This is a genomic window from Citrobacter sp. XY323, from assembly GCF_025106035.1.
Lineage (GTDB): Bacteria > Pseudomonadota > Gammaproteobacteria > Enterobacterales > Enterobacteriaceae > Citrobacter > Citrobacter braakii.
Genome location: NZ_JANYUK010000002.1, coordinates 221,686 through 242,115, shown reverse-complemented (window position 1 = coordinate 242,115; position 20,430 = coordinate 221,686). Strand labels below are relative to the sequence as shown.

General features: G+C 50.6%; 17 protein-coding genes and 1 pseudogene. 9 read left to right on the top strand and 9 right to left on the bottom strand.

The annotated features are described in order from the left end of the window. The first annotated feature begins 155 nt into the window (after positions 1-155). On the top strand, positions 156-1,247 hold the full coding sequence (locus N0B36_RS04650; RefSeq protein WP_259686136.1) for an FUSC family protein: 1,092 nt from the start codon (positions 156-158) through the stop codon (positions 1,245-1,247). A gap of 487 nt (positions 1,248-1,734) precedes the next feature. Here N0B36_RS04650 and N0B36_RS04645 read toward each other — a convergent pair whose 3' ends face one another. Together N0B36_RS04645 and cspA are read right to left on the bottom strand one after the other, a co-directional pair. Beyond that, on the bottom strand, positions 1,735-1,923 hold the full coding sequence (locus N0B36_RS04645; protein WP_071600303.1) for a cold-shock protein: 189 nt from the start codon (positions 1,921-1,923) through the stop codon (positions 1,735-1,737). 428 nt (positions 1,924-2,351) lie between these two features. Beyond that, entirely contained in the window at positions 2,352-2,564 is a 213-nt protein-coding gene (gene cspA / locus N0B36_RS04640; protein ID WP_005127641.1) for an RNA chaperone/antiterminator CspA, read from the bottom strand. A gap of 552 nt (positions 2,565-3,116) precedes the next feature. Between cspA and N0B36_RS04635 the strand changes: the two genes are divergently transcribed. After that, positions 3,117-3,329, top strand: coding sequence for a KTSC domain-containing protein (locus tag N0B36_RS04635; RefSeq protein ID WP_016152687.1), 213 nt, complete (start codon positions 3,117-3,119; stop codon positions 3,327-3,329). 139 nt (positions 3,330-3,468) lie between these two features. Here the strand turns inward: N0B36_RS04635 and N0B36_RS04630 are convergent. Next, positions 3,469-3,576, bottom strand: a pseudogene (locus N0B36_RS04630) (antitermination protein); the annotation flags it as partial. Positions 3,577-3,815: 239 nt separating this feature from the next. Here N0B36_RS04630 and potC point away from each other — a divergent pair. Together potC and potD are read left to right on the top strand one after the other, a co-directional pair. Further along, positions 3,816-4,595, top strand: a complete 780-nt coding sequence (gene potC, locus N0B36_RS04625; protein WP_003030794.1) for a spermidine/putrescine ABC transporter permease PotC — start codon at positions 3,816-3,818, stop codon at positions 4,593-4,595. A gap of 27 nt (positions 4,596-4,622) precedes the next feature. Beyond that, a complete protein-coding gene (gene potD, locus N0B36_RS04620; protein WP_029139492.1) occupies positions 4,623-5,669 on the top strand; it encodes a spermidine/putrescine ABC transporter substrate-binding protein PotD in 1,047 nt (348 codons plus the stop codon). Between the two features lie 51 nt (positions 5,670-5,720). Here potD and cobB read toward each other — a convergent pair whose 3' ends face one another. The 5 genes from cobB to lolC all read right to left on the bottom strand — a co-directional run bounded on the left by cobB (position 5,721) and on the right by lolC (position 10,748). After that, on the bottom strand, positions 5,721-6,542 hold the full coding sequence (cobB, locus tag N0B36_RS04615; protein ID WP_016152685.1) for a Sir2 family NAD+-dependent deacetylase: 822 nt from the start codon (positions 6,540-6,542) through the stop codon (positions 5,721-5,723). A 15-nt stretch (positions 6,543-6,557) separates the two neighbouring features. Continuing rightward, the gene (gene nagK, locus N0B36_RS04610; protein ID WP_016152684.1) at positions 6,558-7,469 is read right to left on the bottom strand and encodes an N-acetylglucosamine kinase; all 912 of its coding nucleotides are present in this window, start codon (positions 7,467-7,469) and stop codon (positions 6,558-6,560) included. 141 nt (positions 7,470-7,610) lie between these two features. After that, positions 7,611-8,855: a lipoprotein-releasing ABC transporter permease subunit LolE gene (gene lolE, locus N0B36_RS04605; protein ID WP_016152683.1), complete on the bottom strand. Its 1,245-nt coding sequence runs from the start codon at positions 8,853-8,855 to the stop codon at positions 7,611-7,613. After that, on the bottom strand, positions 8,855-9,556 hold the full coding sequence (gene lolD, locus N0B36_RS04600) for a lipoprotein-releasing ABC transporter ATP-binding protein LolD (RefSeq protein WP_003832278.1): 702 nt from the start codon (positions 9,554-9,556) through the stop codon (positions 8,855-8,857). Before lolD ends, lolE begins: the two co-directional genes overlap by 1 nt. Then, positions 9,549-10,748, bottom strand: coding sequence for a lipoprotein-releasing ABC transporter permease subunit LolC (gene lolC, locus N0B36_RS04595; protein WP_003030806.1), 1,200 nt, complete (start codon positions 10,746-10,748; stop codon positions 9,549-9,551). Before lolC ends, lolD begins: the two co-directional genes overlap by 8 nt. Positions 10,749-11,009: 261 nt before the next feature. On the opposite strand from lolC, the gene N0B36_RS04590 reads away from it, so the two are divergent. The 3 genes from N0B36_RS04590 (at position 11,010) to N0B36_RS04580 (ending at position 16,753) form a co-directional block, all read left to right on the top strand. Then, the gene (locus N0B36_RS04590; protein WP_259686135.1) at positions 11,010-12,074 is read left to right on the top strand and encodes an acyltransferase family protein; all 1,065 of its coding nucleotides are present in this window, start codon (positions 11,010-11,012) and stop codon (positions 12,072-12,074) included. Positions 12,075-12,192: 118 nt separating this feature from the next. Further along, positions 12,193-15,639, top strand: coding sequence for a transcription-repair coupling factor (gene mfd / locus N0B36_RS04585; RefSeq protein WP_259686134.1), 3,447 nt, complete (start codon positions 12,193-12,195; stop codon positions 15,637-15,639). 148 nt (positions 15,640-15,787) lie between these two features. Next, positions 15,788-16,753 carry a L,D-transpeptidase family protein gene (locus N0B36_RS04580; RefSeq protein WP_016156209.1) on the top strand — a complete coding sequence of 322 codons (966 nt, stop codon included), beginning with the start codon at positions 15,788-15,790 and terminating at the stop codon, positions 16,751-16,753. An 86-nt stretch (positions 16,754-16,839) separates the two neighbouring features. On the opposite strand, the gene bhsA is transcribed toward N0B36_RS04580, so the two are convergent. After that, positions 16,840-17,097: a multiple stress resistance protein BhsA gene (bhsA, locus tag N0B36_RS04575; protein ID WP_029139491.1), complete on the bottom strand. Its 258-nt coding sequence runs from the start codon at positions 17,095-17,097 to the stop codon at positions 16,840-16,842. Positions 17,098-17,340: 243 nt separating this feature from the next. Between bhsA and comR the strand changes: the two genes are divergently transcribed. Together comR and N0B36_RS04565 are read left to right on the top strand one after the other, a co-directional pair. Next, the gene (comR, locus tag N0B36_RS04570) at positions 17,341-17,976 is read left to right on the top strand and encodes a TetR family copper-responsive transcriptional repressor ComR (RefSeq protein ID WP_016156207.1); all 636 of its coding nucleotides are present in this window, start codon (positions 17,341-17,343) and stop codon (positions 17,974-17,976) included. A gap of 254 nt (positions 17,977-18,230) precedes the next feature. After that, complete coding sequence (locus tag N0B36_RS04565) at positions 18,231-20,411, top strand: TonB-dependent siderophore receptor (protein WP_259686133.1); 2,181 nt, start codon at positions 18,231-18,233, stop codon at positions 20,409-20,411. The last annotated feature ends 19 nt before the right edge of the window (positions 20,412-20,430 follow it).

The window sequence follows — 20,430 nt, the reverse complement described above, 5'->3', positions numbered from 1 at the left end:
GTCTTCTTTCGCTACTGCATTAGCAATTGATTAACAATAACCTATATCAGGCATCGCCCTCCTTTTTTATAAGTTAAAAAAGTAAGACGAGATTATTTTTTCAGTGTATATCTGAACATTCTTTATAATTCTGTCTATGTTAAAGATTTTAACTAATGAAAAACAATATTTTTTCCATTGAACGGAATAAACCGATAAGTCCTTTAGAACTTAAGATTTACCGCAACTATCGCGTAGTTCATGGGATCCGTATTGCTTTAGCATTTGTTATAACTTTCTTACTAATAAGAATGTTGAATTTACCAGACCACTCCTGGCCCCTGATTACACTGATTGTGGTCATGGGACCAATTAGTTACATGGGCAATGTGATACCTAGGGCACTTGAACGTATGGCGGGAACTGTAGGAGGTGCGATTTTGGGGATCATCGCATTACACATTGAAATGTACTCTCTCACTATGATGATGCTGTGGTGTGGATGCGCAGCTTTCCTTTGTGGTTTTCTGGCCATGAGTAAACGTCCCTATGCCGCATTATTGATTGGTATCACGCTGGCGGTTGTCAGCAGCGCTCCTGCAGGAGACTTACAAACAGCATTGTGGCGAAGCACCAACATTATTATAGGATGCATTCTGGCGATGTTGTTTACCAGCATTTTTCCCCAAAGAGCATTCATTAACTGGCGTATACAACTTGCTGACTTTCTTTCTGATTATCTAAAAATAACAACTGCGGGAGTATCCCGAAACGTTCTTGCGCCCCCGAGAATGACCAAACTTCAAACGCGTGCGTTGAATAATGTAGTAAAAATGCGCAGTCTTATTACACCAGTAAATAAAGAAACAAAGATTGCGAAGAGTCTACTTGAAGATATTCAATCGATAACCCGCGATATGATAGCGGCACAAAAATTTCAGATAAATGCCCACTGGGCATCCCGTGGCAGTCGATTTCTCATTTTGAATACTCACACGCTGTCAGATATGGAACAAATGACCCGTAGCACCCTCAACACCCTCGCACATGCCTTGCATGAAGGAAACCCAACGCCGATAGCATCAAATAGCGAGCATCTTCTCGAAATTACTAAAGAGTTGCATTGTCTTTTGCTCGCCAATGAGGGTGAGGAAATCATTGAAAGCGCCGTTCACGGATATGTTTGGTTGAGCATTCAGCTTGCTATCCAACTTGAAGCACTATCAACCTTAATCACAAAAGCGCTTACAGAACAGATTTTTTCCTGATAAATATCAATATTTCTCTTATCTCATCGGCCTTTTGACCGTGCAAGGCATGACTTTTCCGTTCGAGCAAATCAATGATATTCCCTGTCGTAACCCTTTTGCCATTTTCAAGTAGCTGGATAACTGTTTCACCAATTTCCTGGGCCATAATATGGTTTTGTATGATTCTCAATGCGTTGCCCTTTATATGGTTATTAGTAATACCGTTACACATCAGACATGATGTTAATAGCAAAACAAAAAATACAATTCTTTGCCCAACTTACTTGTATGTTGCACGGATAACCCTGAAATGACAAAACCCCGTTAGAACGAGGTTTTTATTCATGGTGTAACCATAGAGGATCAAACCCTCGTCTCCTGCAAGTTCAAAAGTCGCCCGCTCAATTCGATGAGGTAGTAGCTGACTGGTGGCCCTTGTTGGACTTAAACCAGTGCCCGGCCATAATGAATCTTGCCGCCTTAACTGGAAGGTCAGAGCCAAATGTTACTTTCGCAACACCTGTTCATTTGATTTACTGGAAGTATATGGCGCATAGTTATCAGGTGTGATCATTGATGATTTACAAAAAATACACTTTGCACCAAAGGGATTTTTCTCAGTCACATCAAAATGGGAAGTTCTGTACTGTGACCCATGACAACAAGGGCACTTAAAATAAATATGGTCGGTCATGATGTTAGCCTTTATTTGCTACAACACTCACTACCGCAGTGATATCCAAAAGATCTATTTAACTAATAATTTCTCTTGGTTTTCAGTATCAGGTTACAACTCACTATTAAAAGCAATAAAAAATAAATATTTCTTATCAGTTCACATGAGGAATCTAAAATAATATAATTTTCTTTATATTATAGCACCAGCGATTTTTGGGATGTTGTTAGCTTTTACGAATGCACTTAAGCGTGCAAGAAAAACTACAGAGGTAAAACAACAAATGACATTTATAAAATAATCATTTCAACTATTCTACCCAATGATTAGACTCAGACATCTGTTCAGCTTTATGTTGACAGATGTTGAGTTTCTGAAAAACCAATATATCTACTCAGGCATTCACCGTCTTCGCTATCGTATATTAGTTTACATCAGGAAAAATATCAGGCAGCTACAACGTTTTCAGCTGACGGCCCTTTTGCACCAGCAGTAATGCTGAACTCAACTTTTTGGCCTTCATTCAGCGTTTTAAAGCCACCACTCTGAATAGCAGAGAAGTGTACAAACACATCTTTACTACCATTGTCAGGGGTAATAAAACCAAAACCTTTAGACTCGTTAAACCATTTTACTAAACCAGTCATTTTATTAGACACAGGTAATTCCTTAAATTCTATGTAGCCTTACGGCGAAAAGGGCTTCGCACACAATCTAATTAGTAACGATAAGAAGGCTCAAAAGAAAGGATTATCTGTGGATAACGCTTGAGATGAGAACTGCTTTACTAAACCGCTTTAATGGGTCTGTGTACCTAACCAACCCCTCATTAATCACACACCCCACAAACAATAGCAAGTTATTTTTTCATTTAATTTTTCGCAAAATCTTAGAAATGGAAACTGAGACAGCATAATCAATGAGTTCTGTTCACCAGCAATAACATACAGCCGGTCGTCCCCTGGATAACGAAAAATAAAATAGAATATATTTATCAGTTACTTAAAGGAAATCCCGTGTCAATCCGTAAAAATCCAGCAACGAATTTTCGTGCTATTTTTCGCAGTTCAGGAAATTAAAGCAACAAAGAAAATCATTTCATCCAACCAGTAAACTCTGAAACAACCATAACATTTACAAAACTATGCTCCTTTTGTTTCATATCAGTGTATTATCAGAGAAGGAAAATTAAAAAAATTGAAGGAGAAAAAATGCAACGACAGGCAATGATTTCATCAAAAATAAAATTTATTGGTTACTACCCATTAGAAAAGATTCTGGAGATAGGGTTCGTAAATTCTTCAACTTTCCAGTATGTGGGCGTTCCAGAAAGCATCTATAACTCTTTTCTCACGGTGCAATCTAAAGGCCGTTTCTTTGACGGTGTCATTAAAGGTAAATTCTTGTGTCGTAAAACAGGGTGATTCAAGAAATTTACGCTGTAGATAGCGTAAAACGCCGTTCTGGTGTTTTCTGTTTTTTGTTACCATCGGGCCAGGAAATTGATATCCAAAAAACCACTATTCCCGTCAATTTCGTTACCCTTCGTTAAGCATGCTCCCTGCAGCGTTCACAGGTTTCAAACACTGGGACGCCATGCCCTTTCGTGGCTTTGCAGTCAAGTACCTCCCCTTTTCCACCACAGTAGAAGTGCGCGCTAATTGCTCCCTGAACCAATTGCTATACCGACACTCGCAGTCAGGAATGGGTAAAGCGGGTCATTTAAATGGCCTTTTTTTCCCGATCATCCTAAAAATTGTTGTAAAATTCGCGGCCTTAGTGATAGCTGCTTCTTTTTTGGCTATCTGTTTTGGCGGGAAGTTTTGGAGAGATTTTGGAGAAGAGAAAAAGTTGATTATTTTCAATACTCTGAAAACATCGCGCCTTCTGAACAAGAAGGTGAAACGCGAATGATCGGTCGGCTGCTCAGAGGCGGTTTTATGACCGCCATCTACGCGTATCTGTATATTCCAATCATTATTTTGATTGTGAACTCCTTTAACAGCTCGCGCTTTGGCATCAACTGGCAGGGTTTTACCACCAAATGGTACGGCCTGCTGATGAACAACGACAGCCTGCTACAGGCAGCGCAACACTCGCTGACGATGGCGGTGCTATCCGCCACGTTTGCCACGCTGATCGGCTCACTCACAGCGGTTGCACTGTACCGCTACCGTTTTCGCGGTAAACCGTTTGTCAGCGGCATGCTGTTCGTGGTGATGATGTCGCCGGATATCGTAATGGCGATTTCTTTGCTGGTGCTGTTTATGCTGATCGGCATTCAACTGGGTTTCTGGTCACTGCTGTTCTCGCATATCACTTTTTGTCTACCTTTTGTGGTGGTGACAGTTTACTCACGTCTGAAAGGTTTTGATGTACGAATGCTTGAAGCCGCCAAAGATCTCGGCGCCAGTGAAGTGACTATTCTGCGCAAGATTATACTGCCTCTGGCAATGCCTGCAGTGGCTGCCGGCTGGTTGCTGAGCTTTACGTTGTCGATGGATGATGTCGTCGTGTCGTCCTTCGTTACCGGGCCTGGTTATGAAATTTTGCCGTTAAAAATCTACTCAATGGTAAAAGTCGGCGTATCACCAGAGGTGAACGCGCTGGCGACCATTTTGTTGGTTCTGTCGCTGGTTATGGTGATTGCCAGCCAACTTATTGCACGTGATAAAACCAAGGGCCGCTAAGGCCCTTAATTCAGGGGACGTTAAATGATGAAAAAATGGTCACGCCACCTGCTCGCGGCGGGTGCTCTGGCACTGGGCATGAGCGCCGCTCACGCTAATGACAACAACACGCTCTATTTCTATAACTGGACCGAGTATGTCCCGCCTGGACTGCTGGAGCAGTTCACCAAAGAGACCGGCATTAAGGTTATCTATTCGACCTACGAGTCGAACGAAACCATGTACGCCAAGCTCAAAACCTATAAAGACGGCGCATACGATCTGGTGGTTCCGTCCACCTATTACGTCGATAAAATGCGCAAAGAAGGCATGATCCAGAAGATCGACAAGTCGACGTTGACCAACTTCCACAACCTCGATCCGGAAATGCTCAACAAGCCATTCGACCCCAACAATGACTACTCTATCCCGTATATCTGGGGTGCGACGGCCATTGGCATCAATAGCGATGCCATCGACCCGAAAACAGTAACCAGCTGGGCCGATCTGTGGAAACCGGAGTACAAAGGTAGCCTGCTGTTAACGGATGATGCGCGTGAAGTGTTCCAGATGGCGCTGCGCAAGCTGGGATACTCCGGCAATACCACCGATCCTAAAGAGATTGAAGCCGCCTATAACGAGTTGAAGAAGCTGATGCCTAACGTCGCGGCATTTAACTCTGACAACCCGGCCAACCCGTATATGGAAGGCGAAGTCAATCTGGGGATGGTGTGGAACGGCTCCGCGTATGTGGCGCGTCAGGCAGGTACACCGCTTGAAGTGGTATGGCCGAAAGAAGGTGGGATTTTCTGGATGGACAGCCTGTCTATTCCAGCAAACGCAAAAAATAAAGAAGGTGCGCTGAAGCTGATTAACTTCCTGCTACGCCCGGACGTGGCGAAAGAAGTCGCGGAAACCATCGGTTATCCGACGCCAAACCTGGCAGCACGTAAGCTGTTAAGCCCTGAAGTCGCGAACGATAAAACCCTCTACCCTGATGCAGAAACCATCAACAAAGGGGAATGGCAGAACGATGTCGGTTCCGCCAGCGCTATCTATGAAGAGTATTATCAGAAGCTGAAAGCAGGACGTTAATTCAGCGTTGTAAGGAATGCCCGATGGCGCTGCGCGTATCGGGCAAAAAAATCACAGTCCTTTCAATAATTTCTCAACAAACTCAGGCACCACCTGGCTTGCCGGACCGTAATACTTCTCTTCAAACTCGCTTCCTACCTGGCTCGGTTCGAGATTTAGCTCTACCGTATGCGCCCCATGTAGTCGAGCTTCATGCACAAACCCCGCTGCCGGGTATACATGGCCCGATGTACCAATCGCAATGAACACATCGGCCATTGCCAGTGCCATATAAATTTCATCCATGCCCAGCGGCATTTCACCAAACCACACCACGTGCGGGCGCAGCGGCGCCGGAAACTGGCAACAATGGCATTTATCTTCCGCAGTCACATCGCCAGTCCACTCCAGAATCTGCCCGCTTTGCGAACAGCGAACCTTGAGCAGTTCGCCGTGCATATGGATTACGTTCTGGCTGCCCGCACGTTCATGCAGGTTATCAATGTTCTGCGTCACCAGTAAAAAACGGTCGCCCAGCTCGGCTTCGAGTTTTGCCAGCGCGATATGCGCCGCGTTAGGCTGGATTTCTGACTGCTGCAACTGATGACGACGGGCGTTATAAAACGACTGGACCAGTTGCGGATTACGACTAAATCCTTCCGGAGTCGCAACGTCCTCTACCCGATGTTCTTCCCAGAGACCATCCGCCGCGCGAAAGGTTCGAATTCCTGACTCAGCGGAGATTCCCGCTCCCGTCAGTACCAGCACTCTTGGTTTTTCCATCAATTCAGGCACCACTCTGTCTCTGAAAAAGATTCGTTGACGCAGGCGATCGCGCATATGGCGTTTATTTTTACGAAAGCGGCTTAACCGATGACCCCGGCGCGACAGCATAACAACCTCTTTGTATTAATCGGTAAGATGTAGGAAAGCGGCTCCGCGCATCCCGCCCGCATCACCGTGTCGCGCCTGCTCAATACGCGGCACCCGGGCAACCGGCAGCAGATGACGTGGCAGTCGGTCCGCCAGTTGCGTCGTAATAGCGGTAAAATTCGACAAGCCTCCGCCAATCACCACCAAATCAGGATCGACGATAGTCAAGATATTCCCAAGGCACACCGCCAGCAAATCCAGATAGCGTTCAACATGGGCACGTGCTTGTTCATCACCCTGCTCCCACAGGGCGATAATTTCCCGGGCATCCAGCGATTGATGGTAGTAATGCTGATACAACCACGCAAATCCACCGCCGGAAAGATAGCTTTCGATGCATCCCAGTTGACCGCACCCGCAGCGGCGCAATGGGAAATCAAAGCCCATCAACGTCAGCGCATCGACTGGCAAACGGATATGACCAAACTCGCCGGTGATATAACTGCGCCCGGTGATGGATTTCCCGTTAAGCACCAGACCGCCGCCAACACCGGTGCCGAGGATCAACCCCATCACGAGCGGATATTGGGTGAACTCGTCATCCCAGGCTTCGGAAAGAGCAAAACAGTTAGCATCGTTATCCAGACGCACATCGCGGTCAAGGCGAGCGCTGAGATCGGCTCGGAGCGGCTTACCACTGGCAGCAGGAACGTTGGCCGCATACAGCGTGCCGTCTTCCGTTTCTGGCATACCAGGAATGCCGATGCCTACCGAACCTTTAACGCCGAACCGCTGGTCCGCTTCCGTCACCAGATTGCAGACCGCATCAAGGAAAGCGTCATAGCTGTCGCGAGGCGTAGGGACGCGTGTTTCCCATTGCAAACGACGTTGCTTATCAAACACGCCCAGCGCAATTTTGGTCCCGCCGATGTCAAATCCGTAATACATCACCGCTCCTTGATACACGTCATCCTTCAAGATGCCTTGGGGTTGGCTGCGCACTCACCCTCCAGTCACATCGTTATCTATGCTCATGGAGATTTCGATTTGCCGCCTTACCGCCGCATGAATGCTTTCGTGTATATATTGTTATTGGCCGCTAAGTACTCTCGCAGGATCAATATTGCTGGCGCGACGCGCCGGATACCAACTTGCCAAAAGACTCAGCACGAGTGCTGTCACCAGCACGTAAATCACATCCAGCCAGTGTAATTCCGATGGCAGGAAGTCAATGAAATAGATATCGCCGGACAGGAACTGATGGCCGATAAGCGCCTCAATACCGTTAATGATCGGCGTCAGTTGCAGCGAGACAACCACCCCAATGACGACGCCTATCAGGCTACCGAACAGACCCGCCAGCAGGCCGTACCAGACAAAAATGGCACGGATAAGGCCATCTTTAGCCCCCAGGGTTCTTAATACCGCAATATCGCCGCTCTTGTCTTTTACCGCCATCACTAACGTGGAAACGATATTAAAACAGGCCACGCCAATCACCAGCACCATCGCCAGATACATAATGGCGCGGATCATCTGGATATCGCGATACATATAGCCGTATGTACCGATCCAGCTCTTAATGTACACATAGTTATTGGTGACTTCACCCGCGTCTCGCACCAGCTTATTGGCGTTAAACACGTCGTTCACTTTCAGCGCGATCCCGGAAACGCTGGATCCCATATCCAGGTATTGCTGCGCATCTTCCATTGGGATCATGGCAAAGCTGTGATCGAGCTGACCGCTCAGTTGCAGGATCCCCGTGACGTGCAAACGCACGCGTTTAGGCTGCTGTAACTTATGATCCGCACTGGCGTTAGGGATCATAATCGATACCCAGTCGCCCTGCTTCACCTTCAGCGCATCGGCAATTCCCTTACCAATAATGATTTGTTGCTCACCCGCTTTGAAATTATCCCATGCGTGGTTTTGCACAAACGAGGGTAGCGCGCTTAAACGCTGCTCCTGCTGCGGATCAACGCCCTTCACCTGCACTGCGCGTAGGTTCGCCCCACTCTCCACCAGCCCGGTAAAGTTAATATAAGGCGCCGCAGCAGCAATGCCTGGTACCTTCTGTACCTTGTCGAGCGCTTCCTGCCAGTTGTTCCACGGCTGATTCACGGCTTCAATCTCACCGTGCGGCACCACGGCCAGAATACGGTTGTTAAGCTCACGCTCAAATCCGTTCATGGCGCTTAAGCCGACGATCAACACCGCGACGCCCAACGCAATGCCAACGGTGGAAATCACGGAAATCAGCGAGACCATGCCACCGCGCCGCCGACCACGGCTAAAACGCAAACCAATCAATAACGATAAAGGCGAAGCCATTACTCAGCTCCCATCAGGCTCAGTTCAGCCGTCAGGCGACCATCGCGCATTTCAAGCTGGCGGCTCATGCGCTTCGCCAGTTGCAGATCGTGTGTCACCACCAAAAATGCCGTGCCCTGAGAGCGGTTCAGCTCACCCAGAAGCTCGAAAATGCTGTCCGCGTTACGCGCATCAAGGTTACCCGTTGGCTCATCCGCCAGTACCAGGCGCGGGTTATTCACCAGCGCACGAGCGATGGCCACGCGCTGGCGTTCACCGCCTGAAAGTTCAGACGGACGATGGCTGGCACGATGGTCCAGCCCTACTGCTTTCAGCATATCCCGTGCGCGCTCGGTGATTTCAGCCGGTTTTTTCTTGCCGATCAGCAACGGCATCGCCACGTTTTCCAGCGCGGTAAAGTCCGGCAGCAGATGGTGGAACTGATAAATGAAGCCCAGCTTCTGATTGCGCAGTTCCGCTTTCGCCGCCGACGAGAGTTTGCTCATCGGCTGACCGCTAAAAATGACATCGCCGGAAGTTGGCGTATCCAGCCCGCCTAACAGATGCAGCAACGTACTCTTACCGGAACCGGAGCTGCCGACAATCGCCATCATCTCACCTTCACCGACGCAAAAACTGACATCGTGCAGTACATCGGTCTGCACTGTGCCTTCCTGATAGCGTTTGCACAGGTTGTCGCATTGCAACAGGATCTTATTCATAACGTAAAGCCTCAGCGGGTTGAGTGGCGGCAGCGCGCCAGGAAGGATAAAGCGTAGACAGCAGCGCGATGGCCATCGCCACCAGCGCAATGACGATAACCTGCAGCGGCTCAATGGCGACCGGCAGCGCAGCCCCATCCAGAAGTACACCGATAATTGGCATCAGGTTGTTCAGTTGACTGGCGAGTAATGCGCCCAGCACCGCGCCCAGCAGCGCGCCGATAATCCCGGCACTGGCCCCCTGAACCATAAACACCATCATTATCTGCCGCGGCGTCAGCCCCTGCGTTTGTAGAATCGCCACTTCCCCTTGCTTCTCCATTACCATCAGACCCAGCGAGGTAATAATATTAAATGCCGCCACCGCCACGATCAGGCTAAGCAGCAGCCCCATCATGTTTTTCTCCATACGCACGGCCTGGAACAATTCCCCTTTGCGCTCGCGCCAGTCCTGCCATTTGGTACCTTGCGGCAGCGTTTGCTGGCTCAGCGTATCAACCTTTAACGGTTCGTTGAGCCACAGACGCCAGCCGGTAATATTGCCCACCGGGTAACGCATCAAACGTGACGCATCCTGGATGTTGGTCAGCATCTGGTAGCCGTCGACTTCGCTGTTGGCGGCGAAGGTGCCAATTACCGTAAACAGACGCTGGCTCGGCAGACGCCCCATCGGGGTAAACTGGCTGGCTGAGGGCACCATCACGCGAATTTGATCGCCACGATTAACACCCAGTTGCCCGGCAAGTTGCTCTCCGAGGATGACATTATACTTACCCGGCTGCAGATCTGTTTGCTTCACATTGACCAGATATGGCGTTAATGGATCTTTTTGCGCCGGGTCAATACCCAGCATCACGCCGACTGCCACGCTACGCGCACTTTGCAGTACCACATCCCCCGTGGTTATCGGTGCGACGCGGTTGACGCCGTTCAACACCACCGCTTTTTCCGGTAGCTGTTGCGGGTTTAGGGAACCCTGTTCAGACGAGAGGACGGCCTGAGGCATCAGGCCAAGAATATTGTTTTGCAGCTCGCGCTCGAAACCGTTCATCACCGACAACACCGTAACCAGCGCCATTACCCCGAGAGTAATGCCAATGGTGGAGAGCCAGGAAACGAAGCGACCGAAGCGATCTGCTGCACGCCCACGCATATAACGCAGGCCGATGAATAGAGCGACAGGTTGGTACATGAAATCCGTCTGGTTGCTGTTAGCAAAGTCACGAGTATATAAGCGAAAGCGGAATGGGTAAATGACTGAACCGTAAGTGTTCGTCAGCACTATTCTTAAAAGTATAAATAAATCAAACCGCTAAAGTTGTCCCTCTCCCCTGCAACCCTGAGCCCTGACCTTTATCCTAAAAAAACAAAATGCAGACAGTTACGCATTACAGCGCACAGCGGGTTGCGCAGGATGGCAGGCTATTGCAATCAATATGGATGCGCCGTCTCAATGAATAAAAAAGAACTATGGATTAATCAAATCAAGGGGTTATGCATTTGCCTGGTGGTGATTTACCACTCAGTGATCACATTTTACCCGCACCTCACCACCTTTCAGCATCCACTGTCAGAGGTGTTGAGCAAATGCTGGATTTACCTCAATTTGTACCTCGCACCGTTTCGCATGCCGGTGTTTTTCTTTATTTCGGGGTATCTGATCCGCCGCTACATCGATAACGTCCCGTGGACAACCTGCGTGGATAAACGGATCTGGAGTATCGCCTGGGTGCTGGTGCTTTGGGGAGTGGTGCAATGGCTGGCGTTGGTGGTGCTCAATAACTGGCTCGCCCCGCAGCGCGATCTGACCCATGCCGCCAACGCCGCTTATGCGGATTCGATTGCGGGTTTTACCCACGGGATGCTGACCGCCAGCACCAGCCTGTGGTATCTGTACGCGCTGATTGTCTATTTTGTTCTGTGTAAAATTTTCAGCCGTTGGGCGATGCCGCTGTTAGCGTTATTTGTGGCGCTGAGCGTGGCGATCAATTTTTTCCCGACCCCATGGTGGGGAATGAACAGCGTGATTCGCAATTTGCCCTGGTATAGCCTCGGCGCATGGTTTGGCACAATGTTGATGGCGTGGATCAAGGAGGTGCCCCTGCGCCGTCATGCGGTCATTGTTCTGGGTAGCACAATCGTCGCCATCATCGCGTGGCTGGCAAATGTCTCGCTATTGCTTTCTCTCCTTTCCATTGTGCTGATCATGAAGCTGTTTTATCAGTTCGAGCTCCACTTTGGCATGCGCGCGTCCAGTCCGTTAAGCGTGATTGGCGCCAATACCATCGCCATCTACACCACTCACCGTATTCTGGTTGAGCTGTTCAGCTTAACGCTTATCCCCAAAATCAATCATGCCGCCTGGCCTGCATACGCGGAGCTGGCCCTGCTACTGGTGTATCCGTTCGCCTGTCTGCTGCTGTGCACCCTGTTTGGCCTGCTGGTGCGTAAGATTTCACAAAAAACCGTGGCCGATCTGCTCTTTTCCCCGCCCTCTTTATCGCTCGCCTCGCGCTAACCCCTACGCGCTTTTTGCCCCCATTCGGGGGCGAATCAATTTGCTTATGAGAAACGATCACGGATAATAAAGAACATTGCTTATCAGATGTATATCTAAACGAGATCCTGACAACCGAATGCCTGAACAACATCGTTACACGCTCCCAACGGGCGCTTCCGATCAGCGCCAGTTGGGTGAGCTTACGGGTGCCGCCTGCGCAACGCTGGTCGCCGAAATCGCCGAACGTCACGCGGGTCCAGTGGTGCTGATCGCGCCGGACATGCAAAATGCTTTGCGTCTGCATGATGAAATTCGTCAGTTTACTGACCAGATGGTGATGAACCTGCCCGACTGGGAAACGCTTCCCTATGACAGCTTTTCTCCCCATCAGGAGATTATCTCCTCACGGCTCTCCACGCTGTATCAACTGCCCGCCATGCAGCGCGGCGTGCTGATCGTTCCGGTAAATACGCTGATGCAGCGTGTCTGTCCGCACAGCTATCTGCACGGTCATGCGCTGGTCATGAAAAAAGGCCAGCGGCTTTCGCGCGACGCCTTGCGCGAACAACTGGACAGTGCTGGCTATCGCCATGTTGATCAGGTCATGGAACACGGCGAATACGCCACGCGTGGCGCATTGTTAGATCTGTTCCCGATGGGCAGCGAATTGCCTTATCGTCTGGATTTCTTTGATGACGAAATCGACAGCCTGCGTCTGTTTGATACTGACACTCAGCGCACGCTGGAAGAAGTCGATGCCATTAATTTGCTGCCCGCACACGAATTCCCGACTGACAAAACGGCCATTGAGCTGTTCCGTAGTCAGTGGCGTGATACGTTTGAGGTAAAACGCGACGCCGAGCATATTTATCAACAGGTCAGCAAAGGCACGTTACCTACGGGGATTGAATACTGGCAACCGCTGTTTTTCAGCGAGCCGCTGCCGCCGCTGTTCAGCTACTTCCCCGCCAATACGTTATTAGTAAATACCGGCGATATCGAGACCAGCGCAGCACGCTTCCAGGCCGATACCCTGTCACGCTTTGAGAATCGCGGCGTTGATCCGATGCGCCCGCTTCTGCCACCGGAATCGCTGTGGCTGCGGGTTGATGAGCTGTTTTCTGAACTTAAACGCTGGCCGCGTGTTCAGCTGAAAACCGAGAGTCTGCCGAAGAAAGCGGCGAATACCAACCTCGGGTTCCAGAAGCTGCCAGATATCGCCGTTCAGGCACAGCAAAAAGCACCGTTAGATGCATTACGTAAATTCCTGGAGGGCTTTACCGGTCCGGTAATTTTCTCGGTGGAAAGTGAAGGACGCCGGGAAGCGCTAGGCGAACTGCTCGCCCGCATCAAAGTCGCGCCGAAGCGGATATTGCGACTCGACGAAGCCGTAGACAACGGTTGTTATCTGATGATTGGCTCAGCCGAGCACGGCTTCATCGATAGCAAACGCAATCTGGCGTTGATTTGTGAAAGCGATCTGCTCGGTGAACGCGTGGCGCGTCGCCGCCAGGATTCTCGTCGCACCATCAACCCGGACACGTTAATTCGTAACCTCGCGGAGCTGCATCCCGGTCAGCCAGTGGTTCATCTGGAGCACGGCGTGGGTCGCTATGCCGGTATGACCACGCTGGAAGCGGGCGGCATCACCGGTGAATACCTGATGCTCACCTATGCCAACGACGCCAAACTGTATGTGCCGGTGTCGTCGCTGCATCTGATAAGCCGCTACGCCGGCGGCGCGGAAGAGAATGCGCCGCTGCATAAACTGGGCGGTGATGCCTGGTCACGCGCCCGACAGAAAGCCGCTGAGAAAGTCCGCGATGTCGCGGCAGAGCTGCTGGATATTTATGCCCAGCGCGCAGCGAAAGAAGGCTTTGCCTTTAAGCATGACCGTGAACAGTATCAGCTGTTTTGCGACAGCTTCCCGTTTGAAACCACGCCGGACCAGGCGCAGGCGATCAACGCGGTACTCAGCGATATGTGTCAACCACTGGCCATGGACCGCCTGGTGTGTGGCGATGTCGGCTTTGGTAAAACCGAAGTCGCAATGCGTGCCGCCTTCCTCGCCGTAGAGAATCACAAGCAGGTTGCCGTGTTGGTACCGACCACTCTGCTCGCTCAGCAGCACTTCGACAACTTCCGCGACCGCTTTGCCAACTGGCCGGTACGCATTGAGATGCTGTCCCGTTTCCGTAGCGCCAAAGAGCAAGCGCAGATTCTGGAGCAGGTTGCCGAAGGTAAAATCGATATTCTCATCGGCACTCACAAACTGCTGCAAGCGGATGTGAAGCTAAAAGATCTGGGTCTGCTGATTGTCGATGAAGAGCACCGTTTCGGCGTTCGCCACAAAGAACGTATCAAGGCAATGCGTGCGGATGTAGATATTCTGACTCTGACAGCAACGCCAATTCCGCGCACGCTCAACATGGCGATGAGCGGCATGCGCGATCTGTCGATCATCGCCACACCGCCCGCTCGTCGTCTGGCGGTCAAAACCTTCGTGCGCGAATATGACAACCTGGTGGTACGCGAGGCTATCCTGCGTGAAGTTATGCGCGGGGGACAAGTTTATTATCTCTTTAACGACGTCGAAAATATCCAGAAAACCGCTGACAGATTAGCGGAACTGGTGCCGGAAGCGCGCATTGGTATCGGCCACGGGCAAATGCGCGAGCGCGAGCTGGAACGCGTGATGAACGATTTCCACCACCAGCGTTTTAACGTGCTGGTGTGTACCACCATTATCGAAACCGGGATCGACATTCCCACTGCCAACACCATCATCATTGAACGAGCTGACCACTTCGGTTTAGCGCAATTGCATCAGCTACGGGGTCGTGTGGGACGCTCACACCATCAGGCATACGCCTGGCTGCTAACGCCGCATCCAAAAGCGATGACCACCGACGCACAAAAACGCCTGGAAGCCATCGCCTCGCTGGAAGATTTAGGTGCAGGTTTTGCGCTGGCGACCCACGACCTCGAAATTCGTGGCGCTGGGGAACTGCTGGGCGAAGATCAAAGTGGCTCCATGGAAAGCATCGGCTTCTCACTGTATATGGAGCTGCTGGAAAACGCTGTCGATGCGCTCAAAGAAGGGCGTGAACCGTCGCTGGAAGATCTCACCAGCCAGCAAACCGAAGTCGAACTGCGCATGCCATCGCTTCTGCCGGATAACTATATCCCGGATGTCAACACGCGACTGTCGTTCTACAAGCGCATTGCCAGTGCGAAAGGCGAAACCGAGCTGGAAGAAATTAAGGTCGAGCTGATAGACCGTTTTGGCCTGCTGCCCGACCCGGCCCGGACGTTGCTGGATATTGCCCGTTTACGCCAGCAGGCGCAGAAACTGGGGATCAGAAAGCTCGAAGGCAATGAAAAAGGCGGTACTATTGAGTTTGCCGAGAAAAACCACGTTAACCCGGTCTGGCTAATTGGTTTACTGCAAAAACAACCGCAACACTTCCGTCTGGATGGTCCAACACGCCTGAAATTCATGCAGGAGTTGGGCGAGCGTAAAGCACGGATCGACTGGGTTCGCCAGTTTATGCGCCAGCTTGAAGAAAACGCCGTAGCCTAGCGTCAAGCCGGGTGAGCCCTCCGCTCACCCGGCCTGATGAATTTACAAACTCTTTGCACTTCCCTGCACTTCCCGACACTGCAAACCGCCATAATTCTTGTTTACTTTTACATAATAAAAACCACGTAAAAACAATGGATTTATGGTGATGTTAAACAATAAACGACTCTCTCGCTGGTTAGCATTTTTTACGCTTGCCGCGACCTTCGCGTTAGCACTTCCGGCCCAGGCAAATACCTGGCCGCTGCCGCCACCGGGAAGCCGCGTGGTGGGTCAGAATGCCGTTCACGTTGTCGAAGACAATGGCGGTTCTCTGGAAGCGATTGCGAAAAAATACAATGTCGGCTTTCTGGCGCTGCTACAGGCCAACCCCGGCGTTGACCCTTACGTACCACGACCTGGCAGCGTGCTGACTATTCCGTTGCAAACCCTGCTGCCGGACGCGCCGCGCGAAGGCATTGTTATCAACCTCGCCGAACTGCGTCTTTATTATTACCAGCCGGGGACAAATTCGGTGACCGTGTATCCTATTGGTATTGGCCAGTTAGGCGGTGACACGCTGACGCCCACAATGGTAACCACCATCTCTGATAAACGTGCCAACCCGACCTGGACGCCTACGGCAAATATCCGCGCGCGATACAAAGCGAACGGAATCGACCTTCCTGCCGTGGTGCCTGCCGGGCCGGATAACCCGATGGGCCATCATGCCATTCGCTTAGCGGCATACGGCGGCGTGTACCTGCTGCACGGAACTAATGCTGACTTTGGCATCGGAATGCGCGTCAGTTCCGGCTGTATTCGTCTACGCGACGGTGATATCGAAACCCTGTTCCGTCAGGTGAAGCCAGGGACCAAGGTCAATATTATCAATACGCCAATCAAAGCATCTGTTGAACCTAACGGCGTGCGCCTGGTTGAAGTACACCAGCCGTTGTCCGAAAAAATCAATGACGACCCGCAATTGCTGCCGATCGTGCTGAACGCATCCATGCAGACGTTTAAGAATGCGGCGCAAACGGACTCTGCCGTCATGGAACATGCGATGGAGATTCGCTCAGGCATGCCGGTCGATGTCACCCGTCATCACGACGTTGCTCAACAACCGCTGTAAACTCAGCGCATAAAAAACCCCCGCTGGATTTTATTCCAGCGGGGGTTTTTTATTTAACTCGCAGTGGCATTGCGATGGGTTAAATCTTATTTGTAGATAACTGCAGTCCCGTGGAGGGTGTTAGGACCGGTAACGGAAGTAATACGGAAAGACTTCGCCCCCATCTCATCCGCTTTCTGCGCCAGTTGATCTTCCAGAGAACCTAAGTTAGTCCCCGCATTCGCAGAAATAGTACCGACTTTCTGTTGGCCCGCAGGTGTGGCCTGAACTTCAACGGCAGCAAAGCTTGCAAATGAGAGTGAGCTAAGAACAGCAGCAACAAACAGAGTTTTTACGTTTTTCATGATAGTGACCTTTAGCAGATGAATGTGTGTCGCAAAGATTAACTTAACGATCGATAGGTAAATCATAGATGTGATCCAGGTCACACGTCAACACTTTTTTGTAATGATCGTTATATAAAATACAAAGACCTTATTTTTCATATCAATAGCGTTAAATTATTTTTATCGCTAATCCGCTGGAGTGTGCAGTCGAATATTTTTATAATGGTTATTCAATAAACCCAACAAAGGTACATCGGCGCCATGACAACTGAAATGACAGGTTGTGCTAAAAAAAGCCGTGGCCGACCAAAAGTGTTCGACAGGGAAGCCGCGCTTGATAAGGCCATGACACTCTTCTGGCAGCACGGGTATGAAGCGACATCGCTCGCCGATCTCGTAGAAGCAACTGGCGCAAAAGCGCCCACGCTGTATGCGGAGTTCACCAATAAAGAGGGGTTGTTTCGTGCCGTACTGGACCGCTACATCACTCGCTTCGCGGCGAAACATGAAGCCCAGTTATTTTGTGAAGAAAAAAGTCTTGAGTGCGCGCTGGAAGACTATTTCACCGCAATAGCGACCTGCTTTACCAGTAAAGACACCCCGGCGGGATGTTTCATGATTAACACATCTGCGACACTGGCGGCCTCTTCCCGGGATATTGCGCACACGGTGAAATCCCGCCATGCAATGCAGGAACAGACGCTTACCCAGTTCCTTCACCAGCGCCAGCAACGAGGCGAAATTCCGGCCCATTGCGACGTGCAAAAACTGGCCGAATACCTGAACTGTATTTTACAGGGTATGTCGATCAGCGCCCGTGAAGGCGCGACGTTTGAAAAACTGATGCAGATCGCACACACGACTCTGCGACTGTGGCCTGAACTTATCAAAGTTTAACCCTTTCCCGCTATTTCCCCGCAGTACTGACACCACCGGGAGCTGATTAAGCCCCCGGTTAGATTCCCGCGGATTATCCCTACATTATTCAGTGTTTTCAGCATCTTATCCGATCATTTTTTGTAAAATGTATTGATAACAACAATTATTATCAGCAATATTCGCATTTGTTTTAACGCCTGTTTCACAATGTAACCATCGGTTTCTCTACCGCCATAACAAAAACAGATCGACTCTTTTTAAAAGGAATACAAATGCATAAGCGTCTCTGGGTGCTCAATCCTCTCTTGTTGTCTTTAACTCTCCCAGCCATCGCGGCTGAGGAAGATAACCTCATCGTCAGTGCCAACCGTAGTCAACGCACCGTGGCAGAAATGGCGCAAACGACCTGGGTTATTGAAGGAAGCGAGATTGAACAGCAAGTTCAGGGGGGGAAAGAGTTCAAAGATGTTCTTGCTCAGTTAATCCCAGGAATCGATGTCAGCAGCCAGGGGCGCACAAACTACGGCATGAATATGCGCGGTCGTGCCATCGTAGTACTGATAGACGGTGTCCGTCTGAACTCCTCGCGTACTGACAGTCGCCAACTGGATTCTATTGACCCGTTTAACATCGCACACATTGAAGTCATCTCAGGTGCAACCTCACTGTATGGCGGCGGCAGTACCGGTGGGTTAATCAACATTGTCACCAAAAAAGGCCAGCCGGAGCGTGAAGTAGAACTCGAACTGGGGAGTAAAAGTGGCTTCAATAACAGTAACGATCATGATGAACGCGTTGCCGCGGCGGTGAGCGGAGGAACCGATCGCGCTTCCGGGCGCATGTCCGTCGCGTATCAACGGTTTGGCGGCTGGTATGACGGCAATCACGATGCCCTGCTGCTGGATAACACCCAAACCGGTCTGCAGCACTCCGATCGTCTGGATGTGATGGGCAACGGAACGATTGAGCTTGACGACAACCGTCAGTTACAACTGGTTACGCAGTATTATAAGAGCCAGGGGGATGACGATTACGGACTGGATCTTGGCGAGAACATGTCCGCCGTGACGGGAAACGGTAAGGCTTATACCAGCAGCGGACTGAATTCCGATCGTATTCCCGGCACCGAGCGTCATCTGATCAGCCTGCAGTATTCAGACGCGGATTTCTTCGGCCAGAACCTGGTCAGCCAAATCTATTACCGTGACGAATCGCTGAAATTCTACCCCTTCCCTACGCTGAGCAAAGGTAAGGTCACCAGTTTCTCCGCATCGCAGCAGGACACAGACCAGTTTGGTGCCAAAATCACCCTCAACAGCCAGCTGATGGACAACTGGGAGCTGACGTGGGGTGTCGATGCCGATCACGAAACCTTTGATTCCAATCAGAAATTCTTCGATCTGGCCTGGTCCCTGCCCTCCGGCGGTATGGACAACCGAACCGCTTATACCACCGGGCGTTACCCCGGTTACAGCATCACCAACTTCGCGCCTTTCCTGCAGAACAGCTATGACATTAACGACATCTTTACCCTCAGCGGCGGTGTGCGCTATCAATGGACCGAAAACAGGGTGGATGATTTCGTGGGCTATGCTCAACAACAGGGAATTGCCACCGGTCTGGCAAACTCCGCCGATACCATTCCTGGCGGTAAAACCGATTACGATAATTTCCTGTTTAACGCCGGTATTCTCGCCCACCTGACCGACCGTCAGCAGACATGGTTTAACTTCTCTCAGGGCGTGGAGCTTCCGGACCCGGGGAAATATTACGGTAACGGCACCTATTCCCTGGTTGGCGATCATTACCAGCTCCAGCGCAGCGTCAACGTGGCGGATTCACGCCTGGAGGGGATTAAAGTTAACTCCTACGAACTGGGATGGCGCTACACTGGCGACAGTCTGCGCACGCAGTTGGCCGCTTACTACTCTACTTCGGATAAATCGATCGTTATCAACCGCAGCGATATGACCATTAACGTCCAGCCCGACGATCGCCGTATTTATGGCCTTGAAGGTGCGGTGGATTATTTCATTGCGGATACGGACTGGAGTCTGGGCGGCAACTTCAACGTCATTAAATCGGAAGTGAAGCAAAACGGTAAGTGGCAGAAATGGGATGTCACCCTGGCTTCCCCGTCCAAAGCCACCGCGTGGGTCGGCTGGGCACCTGAACCGTGGACATTGCGCGTACAGAGCCAGCAAACATTTGATCTGACGGACGCCAGCGGCAATAAGCTGGACGGCTATAACACGATGGACTTTATCGGCAGCTATCAGCTCCCGTTGGGTAAACTGACCTTTAGCGTGGAAAACCTGCTGAATGAAGAGTACACCACGCTGTGGGGACAACGTGCGCCACTGCTGTACAGCCCAACCTACGGTAGCCCGTCACTGTATGAATACAAAGGCCGGGGCCGCACCTTTGGTCTGAACTACGCCTTAACCTTCTGATAAAAAAAGCCCCCCAGCC